Source organism: Bacillus sp. FSL R5-0416 (genome assembly GCF_037975425.1).
Lineage (GTDB): Bacteria > Bacillota > Bacilli > Bacillales > Bacillaceae > Bacillus > Bacillus subtilis.
In genome coordinates this window covers 1,655,559-1,668,370 of sequence record NZ_CP150252.1, presented here as the reverse complement: position 1 = coordinate 1,668,370, position 12,812 = coordinate 1,655,559, and the positions used below count along the sequence as shown (strand labels likewise).

The following is a 12,812-nucleotide window of genomic DNA, read 5'->3' as shown; positions in this document are numbered from 1 at the left end:
CCCCGATATGTGGCAGGCGTTTTTATGTGGTGAAAGAGGGCTTTGAACCCCTGGGCATTAATCTTTTCTAAATGAGCCCAGCATCGCCCGGACAATTCCTCCTAAAAACTTCGGCAATTTAATGGTGTAAAATTTCATTTTTGTCCCCTCCTATAACGTCCCGTAACCGCCTTGTTCATTGTTTTCAGCAATTGAATGAAAGCACATGCTTAATCCGTGCTTCTTATCATTATTAATATGCCTTTTGCAAACGAAAAAGTACCTCGTGAATGAATGAGTTCGTTACTAATACATAGTGTTGAACCGAGCGTAATATGACAATTATTTAGAGGATATTTAAAACCGGTCAGGGTCAGCTCATGTATGTCTTCGGAAAACGGTATGAAGGAGATATATCGCTTATTTTCATCCTTCTCAATATCATATTCACCAGGAGGGAACATTTGAATATGATTTTGTTTGTCTATCAGCCTAATTTTTATGTTCGTTTTTACACCTCTATACAGAAGCTGAATGTTTCCTAAAAAATGATCAGCTCTGCCGCCTGTAATGCCGAAAATCTGAATAATATCCGGCTGCTTTTCCAGCGCCCAATCAAGGGCGAGGTCTAAATCTGTTTGATCTTTTTCTGCTTGATACACATGAAGGGCGGGAGCGGCTTTTTCTATTCGCCGGCGTTCTTGCTCTGTTATGCTGTCAAAATCTCCGAAGGCTTCAACAGGAATGATCCCGGCATCTAAGAGAGTGACGGTGCCTTTGTCAACACCGATCCAAAGCGTGTGTTCATCCGTATAGCCGGTTAGATCGGGAATGAGATTTTTCGGGCCTCCCGCAACGATATTAATTGTTTTCATCTCTGATTCCTTTCTCTGCATACAGGAAAAAGAGCTTAGGCTATTGTATGCCCAGCTCTTTTCTAAAGCTGCTTATTTGCTTCCTCTGATTTCAGAAATTGCTTTTTTGCGGTCAGACTGCCCATAAACAGCTGAACCGGCAACGAGTAAATTTGCGCCCGCTTCAATGACGAGCGGAGCGGTTTCTTTGTTGACGCCGCCGTCTACTTCAATTAACAGATCTTTTTTTCCTTTTTCATCCGCCATACGCTTAACCTCTTTTATTTTAGGAAGGACTGAATGAATAAATTTCTGCCCGCCGAAGCCCGGGTTCACCGTCATTAAAAGAATAAGATCAAGATCGTCGAAAACATGTTCGATGACTTGTACAGGGGTATGCGGGTTTAGAACTACTCCGGCCTTCACTCCTTGCTCTTTAATGAGCTGGATGGTACGGTGCAGGTGCGGACATGCCTCAGCATGCACAGACAGGATATCTGCTCCTGCTTTCGCAAAAGCCGGGATATAACGATCCGGCTCTTCTATCATTAAATGGACATCAAGCGGCAGATCCGTTACCGGCCGGACCGCTTCTACAATCAGCGGACCGATTGTGATATTCGGGACAAAATGGCCGTCCATAACATCAATATGAATACAATCGGCTCCGCCTTTTTCTACATCTTTAATCTCATTGCCTAAAGCGGCAAAATCAGCGGAAAGAATAGATGGTGCAACCTTTATCATTATGCTAATACCTCGGCTTTCTGTCTTTAATCTCCGTCATAAATTCAACATAATGGTCATAGCGATACTGCTTTAATTCCCCGTCTTCAACAGCTTGTTTCACCGCGCATTTCGGCTCTTTCAGATGTAAACAGCCTCTAAATTTGCATGAAGAGCTTTTTTCTCTGATATCAGGGAAGGTATAGCCCAGCTCTTCTTCCTCAATGTCTGTAAATTCAAGCGAGCTGAATCCCGGTGTATCTGCAACCAAACCTCCGGACGTATGAATCAGCTCCACGTGGCGGGTTGTGTGTTTCCCGCGGCCCAAATGCTCGGAAATCTCGTTTGTTCTTAATCCGAGCTCCGGACTGATCGCGTTGAGAAGCGAGGATTTCCCAACACCGGACTGACCGGCAAATACCGTTGTTTTATCCTGAAAATGCGGGATGATGTCCGCTAAACTGTCTTGGTCCTTAGAGGAGGTAAGGTATACATCATAACCAATATTCCGATAGTCTTCTGCATAGGCTTGTATCGTATCTTCAGTATCTTGATCTTCAATCAGATCCATTTTAGTAATGCATATAATCGGCTGAATATCATTGGCCTCAACGAGAACCAGGAAGCGGTCGAGCAATGCCGTGCTGAAAGAAGGCTGAACCGCTGAGAAAACAAGGACCGCTTGATCAACGTTGCAAATTGGCGGCCTGATAAGCTCGTTGGTTCTTTCTTTAATTTCCATTAAATATCCTTCTTTGTCATTTTCAGCTTGATACACAACATAATCACCGACAAGAGGAGTAATTTTGTTTTTTCTGAAAATGCCTCTTCCTCTGCATTGTATTACTTTATCTGAATCCTCTGATTCATCCAATACATAGTAAAAGCCGCTTAGCGCCTTAATAATTTTGCCCTCAGGCATATTTTCCCTCCTTGTTATTCATCTTTCGGATACTCAATGGTTTTGTAGCTGACAACTTTATTGTTTACCATTACTTGATAGTACCCTTTTTGGCCGGGTTCAATCTTTAGTTCGATCGTTCGTTCAGTCGGCTCTTTTATCTTAAATTCTTCGTAAGTGTCAGAGATGCTGTGATCCGCATCGTCAACTGCGATTTGCACTTGAAGCTCGTCCCCTTCATTTTCTGGTTCGTAGGGGATCTTGACCTTTTCTTTCACTGTTTTCGCAGGTTTTTTCTCTGGTCCGAGAGAGAATGTCACTTCAACTTCGTTTCCCGGCTTTACTGCCGTACCTGCTGCTGGTTTTTGTTTGACAACCTGTCCTTCTGGAACATCATCTGAGTATGCTTCTTTTTCTACAAGCTTCAATCCGTTGTCTTCCAGATATCCAGACGCTGCTTCTTTACTGTAGGTTTTCAAGTCTCTAAGCGTAATGTCTTCGGGTCCGATACTGACTGTAAGTTTGACTTGATCTTCACTCGGGACAAGCTCAGTCCCTGCTGAAGGATTTTGGTCAATGACAGTGCCCGCATTTTTCTCGTCATTCACTTCATTTACTGTTACATGTTTAAACCCTTGGTCCTTCAACGCTTTTTTTGCCTGGTCGACCGTTTGGCCTGTCACATCACCGATCTCCGTTTTTGCTTTTCCGGTGCTCTTATAAAGGGTGACCGTGGCGCCTTCTTTGACTGTGGTATCCGCTTTAGGATCCGTTTTTACCATCAGGCCCTCTTCAATTTTTTCATCTGAGATTTCCAACAACTCGGAATCAACCTGTAAACCTTCTTTTTCCAAGAGCCCTGCGGCTTTTTCGTATTCCATTCCGGAGACATCAGGTATTTTGACATCCTTAGGCATGAAAAGCGACGGAAAAACAGTGACAGCAAGAATTCCAGCTGTGATAAAAACGAGGCATATCGTGAGCAAAACCCACGGCCACTTTTTTCTTTTACCGTTCTTCTTTGTTTTGTTTTCTTGTGCGGTTGTCACTTCAGCTTCTTTTTCGCCAGCAGCTTTAGCGAGTTCTTCATCTTTAATAATAGGTATCGCTTTTGTCATTTCTTCATCTTCTTGAATCGTAAATCTCTTTTCATTGAGTCTGTCGGCATCAAAAGCTGTTTTTATGTCTGCTTCCATGTCTTCAGCCGTTTCGTAGCGATGAAAAGGATCTTTGGCAGTTGCCTTGAGTATGATGTTTTCAACGCTTTGGGGGACCGATGGATTCCACCTTTTTGCCGAAGGAGTTTCCGCTTGAAGATGCTTCAAGGCGATGCTGACTGCTGACTCTCCATCAAACGGAATACGGCCGGTTAAAAGCTCAAATAGAACGATTCCAAGCGCATAAATATCCGATTTCTTTGTGGCTAAGCCGCCCCGGGCCTGTTCAGGTGATAAGTAATGGACCGAGCCCAGAACTGAATTGGTATGGGTGATTGTGGTCGAACTTAGTGCCGTCGCAATTCCAAAATCCGTTACTTTGATATTTCCCATATGATCAATCAAAATGTTATGCGGCTTGATGTCTCTGTGAACAATCTGGTTTTGATGGGCATGAGCGATGGCTGAGACAATTTGCTCCATGATGTTCAGCGCTTCTTTAGGGTGAAGCGGCCCATTTGCTGTTATGTATTCTTTAAGCGTCATGCCTTCAACGTATTCCATGACAATATAATAAATATCATCTTCCTCGCCCAAATCGTAAATGCTGACAATATTCGGGTGATCGAGGCTTGATGCGGATTGGGCTTCTCTGCGGAAACGTCTGATAAATTCATTGTCATTTGCATAGTCAAACCGCAGGATTTTAATTGCGACTTCACGGTCTAGAATGATATCCTCAGCTAAATAAACGTTGGCCATTCCCCCGCCGCCTATAACGCGGAGAATTTGGTAACGCCCGCTGATCCGCTTGCCGATTAGCACTGATCTTCACCCTCTTCAACTTGTAAAGCAAGCTCAAGCAAAACTGCTGTTATGTTGTCTTCTCCGCCATTCTGATTGGCTTTTTCCACAAGCAGGTTTACTTTTTCCTGAGGAGCTGAATCGCTTTGCAGGATGTCTTTTAATTCAGTGCCTTCCACTTTATTCGTCAGTCCGTCAGAACATAGAAGCAGTTTGTCTCCGGGTTCTATATCAAAAGAACGGGTGTCAATGCTGACTGACTGGTCTGTTCCAAGCGCCTTCGTCAACACATTTTTTCGCGGATGATGTTCAGCGTCTTCTCTGGAGATCTCTCCAGTGCGAACCAGTTCATTTACAAGCGAATGGTCTTCTGTCACTTGAACGAAATCATCGTCCTGAAGCAAATAGCATCTGCTGTCTCCGATATGGGCAACAGAAACCGTTTTCCCCGTAAAAAGTGCACATACAATCGTCGTCCCCATGCCTTGGCATTCTTCGTGGGCTTGAGCGTGATCGTATATTTTGCTGTTTACCGAAAGAATCTGTTCAATGAGCCATTTTTCACATTCCGAGGGCGCAGTTGGAATCGTCTCTGCTTCATTCCATTTCTCCCCCATGGCTTTCACAGCCATCTTGCTCGCAACATCTCCAGCAAGATGGCCGCCCATGCCATCAGCGACAACCGCTAATATAAATTCATCTTTCCCCTTGAATATCCCCGCATCATCTTCATTATGCTGGCGGATTTTTCCTGTATCTGTTTTTAAGGCTGTTAACAACCCTCATCACCTCGTCTCGTCTTGACGCTCCTTCGCGCGAAGCTGACCGCAGGCTGCGTCAATGTCATGTCCTTGCTCTCTTCGGATTGTGACATTTACTCCGCGGGATTTCAGCGTTTTTTCAAAAGCAAAAATCTGATCACGCGGTGTGCGCACATAGTCCCGTTCAGGCACGTAGTTTACCGGAATCAAGTTCACGTGGCATTTGACTCCTTCCAGCAAGTCGGCAAGCTCTTCGGCGTGTTCCACCTGGTCGTTTACGCCTCCGAACAGCCCGTATTCAAAGCTGATACGGCGTCCTGTTTTATTAATATAATATTTAACGGCTTCCATTAGATCAGGCAGTTTATATGCTCTGTTAATCGGCATCAAACGGCTTCTGATTTCTGTGTTCGGCGCGTGCAGAGAAATTGCAAAGTTAATCTGCATTTGCTGATCAGCAAATTCGTAAATTTTCGGGATGATTCCACTCGTAGAGACCGTAATATGGCGAGCACCGATATTCAGGCCCTTGTCATGGTTAATGATTTTCAAGAAAGCGAGCATTTCGTTAAAGTTATCAAAAGGTTCGCCGATTCCCATGATCACGACAGAGCTGACACGTTCATCCGTTTCATCAAGAGCTTTTTGCACTTTGACTACTTGAGCGACAATTTCCCCCGCTTCAAGGTTTCGTTTTAAGCCTCCAAGCGTTGACGCGCAAAATGTACAGCCAATACGGCAGCCGACTTGTGTCGTTACACATACAGAATTGCCATACTCGTGTCTCATTAAAACGGTTTCGATGGTATAACCGTCATGAAGCTCAAACAAAAACTTCATCGTACCGTCTTGAGAAGTTTGTTTAACAGCCGTTTTCAGCGTTGTTAACACAAAATGAGTGTTTAATTTCTCACGCAGATCCTTTGAGAGGTTTGTCATTTCTTCAAAAGAAGATACGCGTTTTTCATATAGCCATTCAAAGATCTGAGCCGCACGGAACGGTTTCTCTCCGTTGTCTGTCAGCCATTGTTTAATTTCATCTAATTCAAAAGAATAAATAGACGGACGCTCTGTCCGCAATTCTTTTCTTACTTTTGTTTTATTAAGTTCTGTCATTGCTTATCCCTTCTTTCTCATGCTGCAAATAAAGAAACCATCTGTTCCGAAATAATGAGGAAGGATTTGAAGCCTTCCATCCCGAACAAAGGGTCTCACCTTTTCAGGCAGCCGCTTTTCAAGAGACAAATCGGGTTCAAAATCAGGATGTTCTTGTATAAACGCATGTATTACTTCATCATTTTCTGTCCGGTCCATTGTACACGTACTGTAGACAAGAGTGCCACCTTTTTTTACTAATGGTGCGATTTCCCTCAAGATCGACAGCTGGATTTCAGCTAGACGGGCGCTGTCGTCAGGCTTTTTCGTGTATTTCATGTCCGGCTTTCTTCTGATAACACCGAAACCTGAGCACGGGGCATCGACCAATATTCGGTCAAACTGTTCGTTTTCAAACGTTTCCCCCGCTTTTCTTGCATCCATTGTTTCCGCATGAATGATTGTCAGGCCAAGCCGATCTGCCGCTTCTTTGATCAGCTTCACTTTATGTTTGTGAAGATCAAGCGACGTAACGCTCCCCTTGTTCTTCATTAATTCTGCGATATGAGCCGACTTTCCGCCAGGCGCCGCACACGCGTCAAGCACTGTTTCATCTGGCTTAGGATCAAGGGCGCGGGCGACGAGCATGGAGCTCTCATCCTGGATGGAAACTTCGCCGTTTTGGAAGAAATGAGTTCCGGCAATTGTTCCCTTTAAGAGCTTCACAGCATCTTCAGCGAGGTCGCCTTTTTCAACTTCGATTCCCTCAGCAGCCATTTGGTCAAGCAGCTCAGCTCTGTCTGCTTTCATTTGATTGACACGCAGCGTCTGCTTCGGCGGAATGAGATGGATACGGCAAATCTTTTCGGCCGCGTCAAACCCATACGCGTCCGCCCACTCTTTCACAAGCCATTCCGGATGGCTTGTTTCTGTCGCCAGCCGGCGTACAGGATCTTCGATCGCGTCAAAGGATGGAACACCTTCGCGCTGAATAGAACGGAGCACGCCGTTGACAAATGAAGCAATGCCTTTGTGTCCGCGGATTTTAGCAATCTCAACCGCTTCATGGATGGCTGCCCTGTCTGGAATCTTCTCTAAATACTCCATTTGATATAAGGATAGGCGAAGAAGCTGAATCACCCACGCCTTTACCTTTTGAGGCTTATTGATAAACGGTTTAAGCATATAATCAAGCGCGATCTTATTTTGTAATGTACCATAGACAAGTTCAGTCAAAAGCCCTCTGTCCTGATCACTCAGTTCATTTGATTTAATGACCGATTTCAGCAGCAGGTTGCTGTATGCCTGGTTTTGTTCTAATTTGATCAGCGCCTCAAGGGCGATGTCACGAACACTAGTTTTTTTCATTGTTTACTCCTAACACATCACCGGCTTCAACATGAGCGCCTCGCACAAAGTCCTCGCCTTTCATTCGTTTTTTGCCGGCCGGCTGAAGTTCGGTTAATAACAGGGCCGTATCATTACCTGTGGCAACGATAATCCCTTCCTTTTCAACCGCAACGACTGTGCCGGGCTCTGCTGTTGTTGGTGCCGGTGTTTTTTTCGACGCCCATACTTTCAAGTTTTGTCCGTTTAGAGTCGTATAAGCAACAGGCCATGGATTTAAGCCGCGGATCTGGTTGTAAAGCTCTTCGCCCGTTCTGGACCAGTCGAGCAGCTCTTGCTCTCTTTTGATATTAGGCGCGTACGTCGCTTTCTCTTCATCCTGCTTTTCAGGTGAAATGCTGCCAGTAATAACGTTTGGAACCGTTTCAGACAACAGCTTCGCGCCAGCCGCGCTTAATTTATCGTGCAGTGTTCCGACATTGTCGGTTTCTTCAATGTCCACTTCCACTTTTGAGATCATATCGCCCGCATCCAATTTTTCTACCATATACATAATGGTAACCCCGGTTTTTTTCTTTCCCTGCAGAATGGAATAATGGATCGGTGCCCCGCCGCGCAGTTCCGGCAAAAGAGAGGCGTGAACGTTAATGCAGCCGTATTTTGGACTGTCGAGAAGCTCTTTAGGCAAAATTTGTCCGAATGCCGCCGTTACAATCAGGTCAGGCTTTAATGCCAGCACTTTCTCAATTTCTTCTGTCAATCTGACTTTTTCCGGCTGAAGAACCGGGATGCCGTGGCGCAATGCCTCTTCCTTTACCGGAGGAGGTGTCATGACTTTTTTTCTGCCCTTCGGACGGTCCGGCTGTGTGACGACCCCCACTACTTCATATCCGTCCTCAATCAGGGTTCTTAAAACAGGAACTGAAAAATCTGGCGTTCCCATAAATACGATTCTCGTCATCAAATCATCCTTCCATATCCGCTAGTTCATCTTCTGTATAGTATTTACTTATTTTAGATGTAAACAGCACACCGTCTAAGTGGTCCATTTCATGCTGCACGGCTCTTGCTAAAAAGCCTCGCGCTTCCAGAATGAATGGTTTTCCCTGACGGTTAAACGCGCGCACTTTGACATAATCGGCACGTGTGACATCACCATAGACGCCAGGAAAGCTCAAGCATCCTTCAATTCCGGTTTGCTCGCCGCTTTTTTCTAAAATTTCAGGATTAACGAGATCAATTCTCCCTCTGTCATCCCCGATATCTACGACGGCCGCTCTTTTTAAAATGCCGATCTGGGGCGCTGCCAGTCCGACTCCATCCATTTCAAGCATGGTGTCGTACATATCGTCAAGCAGTTTTTTTAATTTTTTATCAAAAACAGTCACGGTTTCCGCAGGTGTTTCCAAAACCTCCGCAGGATGTGTGACGACCTTTTTTACCGCCAATTTGTTACCCTCCAAGACGTGAGATCTTACATCATCATATAAGGATTCATATCAATTGAAATCATTACATGTTTTTGTTCAATTTCGCGTTTATAATGTTCCAGTATCTTCTTCAATAAAGCGGATAACTGGGTTTCCTGTTTGTATTTTATCACGCATTGATAGCGATATCTATCTTTGATCCTGGCTATCGGCGACGCGCTTGGTCCGAGAATTTTCGTGTCAGCTCCGCAGTTTGCTTTCAAAAAATGAGCGATCTTTTCAGCTGTAACCGCTGCTTTCGCCACTTCCTCATGAGAAACAGTCACAAGAGCCAAATAGTAGTATGGCGGATAGGATTGCTCTCTCCTGTGCGCCATTTCATGCTGATAGAACGTTTCATAATCGTGTGTTTTCGTCAGCTGGATACTGTAATGAGACGGTGTATACGTTTGAATGATGACATGGCCGGGCTTTTCATGCCTGCCTGCCCGGCCGCTGACTTGCGTTAACAGCTGAAATGTTTTTTCAGCCGATCTGAAATCAGGAATATGAAGTGTTGTATCAGCACTTAACACTCCGACAAGCGTGACATTCGGAAAATCAAGCCCTTTCGCGATCATTTGCGTTCCGAGAAGAATATCCGCTTTTCCTTCTCCGAAAGCTGACAGTAATTTTTCATGGGCGCCTTTCCGTGATGTCGTGTCAACATCCATCCGAATCACCCTCGCACTTGGCAGCACTTTTGTCAGCTCTTCCTCCACTCGCTGTGTTCCCGTTCCGAAAAAGCGGATATGCTCGCTTGCGCATTCAGGACAAGTGTGCGGAACAGGCTCTTCATGTCCGCAATAATGGCATTTCAGCCTTTGGCCGTAACGATGATACGTCATGGAAATGTCGCAGTGCGGGCATTGCGGGACATAGCCGCAATCCCTGCACATCACAAAGGAAGAATAGCCCCTCTTATTTAAAAACAGCACCGCCTGCTCACCCTTGGCAATCGTTTCTTCAAGCTTTTCCATCAATTCAACTGAAAACATCGAACGATTGCCGTTTCTAAGCTCCTCTCTCATATCGACAAGCGAAACCTCAGGCATCACCCGGTGGTTAACACGGTGCTTCAGTGAAAGAAGCTCGTATACGCCCTTTTGCGCTCTTGCATATGACTCTAATGTCGGCGTAGCACTCCCTAATACAACCGGGCAGCTGTGATGCTCAGCCCGCTTGATTGCCACCTCTTTCGCATGATAGCGCGGCATTTCTTCCTGTTTATAGGAAGACTCGTGCTCTTCATCGATGATTATCATTCCGAGATTTTCAAACGGAGCAAAAATCGCGGATCTGGCACCGACGACAAGCCGTACTTCCTTCCGGTGGATTTTACGCCACTCGTCATATTTTTCTCCTGTGGATAAACCGCTGTGCATGACTGCCACCTGGGAGCCGAAGCGGCCCTTGAAGCGGTTGACCATTTGCGGCGTCAGCGATATTTCCGGTACGAGGACGATGGCTTCTTTTCCTTTCGCCAGTACTTTTTCAATTGATTGCAGATAAATTTCCGTTTTTCCGCTTCCTGTCACGCCGTGAAGGAGGAACACTTTATGCTCATCGCTGTCCAATGTCTCGCGTATGGGCTCAAAGGCAGCCCTCTGTTCGTCTGTCAGCGGCAGGGGCTCTGTTTTTTTGAACATTTTGTCCTGATAGGGATCTCTGTAAACCTCTTCATAGCTTTCCTTCAAAAGCCCTTTTTGGATAAGGGTTTTGATGGTTGCAGAGCTCGTGTCCGTTTTTTTGCACAATTCCGCTGCAGGAATTTTCACACCTTCCGGCTCAGAGATGAGAAAGTGAAGAATCGCCTGCTGTTTTGCTGCTTGTCGGGACAATCCCTCAGCCTGCTTAGCAAGCTCTTCTTTACTCGCATTTGCCTGAATATGCCTGACCATTTTTTTATTGGTTTTTTGCGCGACTTTATACGTCACGTCAATGACCCCTTTTTGAACATGCCTTTGAATCAGTTTCAGCGTATCATGATCGGGTATATCTGAATACAGCAGCGTCTTTGTTTCAGAAAACAGCCGTTCCACTTGCGGCGGAAGATCGGCGCCGTGTACAATTTTTAATTCTTTTTCATATTTCGCCTTTAAGGCGGCAGGCAGCATTGCTTGAAGCGCCGTTATTTTAAAAGACAGCGTTTTGTCTGACAGCCATGATGACAGATCCATAAGCTCCTCTGTCAGAACAGGTGTAAGATCTAATAAATCCTCTACTTCCTTGACAGATTTTCCCGATAGGTCAGATGCTTCTTTGACTGCTGTCACAAACCCTTGAATCTTACGGGGGCCAAACGGAACAATGACCCGCATCCCCGTTTTGATCATGCCCTTCAGATGGTCTGGGATTTTATAATCAAAAGGCCTGTCTATATTTTTGGTGCTGACATCAACGATGACTTCTGCAAAATTCATGAGCGCTCTCCGGTTTGTTTTGAAAGGGCTGCGATCTCCTGAAGGATTTCAAAAGAAACATCGAGCTTAGACATAATCGGGAGTTCGCGTTTATGCCCGTCTTTGAAAAAGATTGTCACGATATTCGTATCAGCACCAAAACCGGCCCCATTTGCTTTCACATCATTTGCCACAATCAAATCAAGGTTTTTAGCGGCGAGCTTTTTACGTGCATAGTGTTCAATGTCTTGTGTTTCGGCGGCAAATCCGACCAAGATTTGCTCTTTCTTTTTCTCGCCCAATTCTTTCAAAATATCGACTGTTCTTTTCAGTTCTAAGGTCATGCCGCCGTCTTGTTTTTTCATTTTATGGTCAAATACTGTTTTCGGCGTAAAATCGGCTACCGCAGCTGTTTTAATGACTATATCGCTTGCGTCATACACAGAGAGCACAGCTTCGCGCATATCCGCAGCCGATTGAACCGGGATAAACTCAGCAAGGCCTTTAGGCTGATCAAGTGAAACAGGCCCAGAAATTAAGGTTACCCGTGCGCCGAGCTGAACAGCAGCCTCCGCTAGCGCGTAGCCCATTTTGCCCGTCGATTTATTGGTAAAAAACCGGACAGGATCAACCGCTTCCCGCGTTGGACCGGCTGTAATGACCACATGCTTGCCTTCTAAAGGAGCGGATGTTTCTTCAGCAAAATGTTTTTCGGCCAGCTTTACGATGTTTTCCGGCTCTTCCAATCTGCCTTTTCCTACGTAACCGCATGCTAAATAGCCCTCACTTGGCTCAATAAAACGATAACCGTCCTGATAAAGAACAGAAATGTTTCGTTTGACTGCCGGGTGGTCATACATATGAACGTTCATTGCCGGCGCGATCCAAACGGGAGCCGTTGCTGCCAACAATGTTGTCGTCAGCATATCATCAGCGATGCCGTTTGCCAGTTTTCCAATCACATTTGCAGTAGCCGGTGCTACGATAATCAAGTCAGCCCAGTCTGCAGCATCAATATGAGAAATAACGCTTGGATTTTGTTCTTTAAATGTATCTGTATAGACTTCGTGGCGGCTCAATGCCTGAAATGTCAGCGGTGAAACGAATCGGCAAGCGGATTCAGTCATAATCACTTTGACATTTGCTCCTGCCTGAACCAGCTTGCTCGTTAACGCACAGGCTTTATAAACAGCGATGCCTCCGCTCACGCAAAGTAACACATTTCGATTGTTAAGCAATGAATTCTCCCCCTCTGCACTTTACAAAACCGCACGGAAAAAAATAACAACCTACATGATATAGGTTGCTACTTGTGCT

12 protein-coding genes are annotated in these 12,812 nt (G+C 45.3%); all 12 read right to left on the bottom strand.

The features are described 5' to 3' along the window. Positions 1 to 57: 57 nt before the first annotated feature. The 12 genes from spoVM to coaBC all read right to left on the bottom strand — a co-directional run bounded on the left by spoVM (position 58) and on the right by coaBC (position 12,733). Positions 58 to 138: a stage V sporulation protein SpoVM gene (spoVM, locus tag NYE20_RS08870; RefSeq protein WP_003221545.1), complete on the bottom strand. Its 81-nt coding sequence runs from the start codon at positions 136 to 138 to the stop codon at positions 58 to 60. Between the two features lie 71 nt (positions 139 to 209). After that, positions 210 to 854: a thiamine diphosphokinase gene (locus tag NYE20_RS08865; RefSeq protein WP_014479765.1), complete on the bottom strand. Its 645-nt coding sequence runs from the start codon at positions 852 to 854 to the stop codon at positions 210 to 212. 72 nt (positions 855 to 926) lie between these two features. Next, positions 927 to 1,580 carry a ribulose-phosphate 3-epimerase gene (gene rpe / locus NYE20_RS08860; RefSeq protein ID WP_161621568.1) on the bottom strand — a complete coding sequence of 218 codons (654 nt, stop codon included), beginning with the start codon at positions 1,578 to 1,580 and terminating at the stop codon, positions 927 to 929. 4 nt (positions 1,581 to 1,584) lie between these two features. Next, a complete protein-coding gene (gene rsgA, locus NYE20_RS08855; RefSeq protein ID WP_003232060.1) occupies positions 1,585 to 2,481 on the bottom strand; it encodes a ribosome small subunit-dependent GTPase A in 897 nt (298 codons plus the stop codon). A gap of 14 nt (positions 2,482 to 2,495) precedes the next feature. Continuing rightward, positions 2,496 to 4,442: a serine/threonine protein kinase PrkC gene (prkC, locus tag NYE20_RS08850; protein WP_014479763.1), complete on the bottom strand. Its 1,947-nt coding sequence runs from the start codon at positions 4,440 to 4,442 to the stop codon at positions 2,496 to 2,498. Further along, complete coding sequence (gene prpC, locus NYE20_RS08845; protein WP_161621567.1) at positions 4,436 to 5,200, bottom strand: protein-serine/threonine phosphatase PrpC; 765 nt, start codon at positions 5,198 to 5,200, stop codon at positions 4,436 to 4,438. Before prpC ends, prkC begins: the two co-directional genes overlap by 7 nt. Positions 5,201 to 5,206: 6 nt before the next feature. After that, entirely contained in the window at positions 5,207 to 6,298 is a 1,092-nt protein-coding gene (gene rlmN / locus NYE20_RS08840; protein ID WP_100506558.1) for a 23S rRNA (adenine(2503)-C(2))-methyltransferase RlmN, read from the bottom strand. A gap of 3 nt (positions 6,299 to 6,301) precedes the next feature. Next, positions 6,302 to 7,645, bottom strand: a complete 1,344-nt coding sequence (gene rsmB / locus NYE20_RS08835; protein ID WP_161621566.1) for a 16S rRNA (cytosine(967)-C(5))-methyltransferase RsmB — start codon at positions 7,643 to 7,645, stop codon at positions 6,302 to 6,304. Next, on the bottom strand, positions 7,632 to 8,585 hold the full coding sequence (fmt, locus tag NYE20_RS08830; protein WP_161621565.1) for a methionyl-tRNA formyltransferase: 954 nt from the start codon (positions 8,583 to 8,585) through the stop codon (positions 7,632 to 7,634). The genes rsmB and fmt overlap by 14 nt, the downstream gene beginning before the upstream one ends. 4 nt (positions 8,586 to 8,589) lie before the next feature. Next, complete coding sequence (gene def, locus NYE20_RS08825; protein WP_015383630.1) at positions 8,590 to 9,072, bottom strand: peptide deformylase; 483 nt, start codon at positions 9,070 to 9,072, stop codon at positions 8,590 to 8,592. Between the two features lie 26 nt (positions 9,073 to 9,098). Continuing rightward, a complete protein-coding gene (gene priA / locus NYE20_RS08820; RefSeq protein ID WP_124073210.1) occupies positions 9,099 to 11,516 on the bottom strand; it encodes a primosomal protein N' in 2,418 nt (805 codons plus the stop codon). Beyond that, the gene (gene coaBC, locus NYE20_RS08815) at positions 11,513 to 12,733 is read right to left on the bottom strand and encodes a bifunctional phosphopantothenoylcysteine decarboxylase/phosphopantothenate--cysteine ligase CoaBC (RefSeq protein ID WP_017694849.1); all 1,221 of its coding nucleotides are present in this window, start codon (positions 12,731 to 12,733) and stop codon (positions 11,513 to 11,515) included. Before coaBC ends, priA begins: the two co-directional genes overlap by 4 nt. Positions 12,734 to 12,812: the final 79 nt, after the last annotated feature.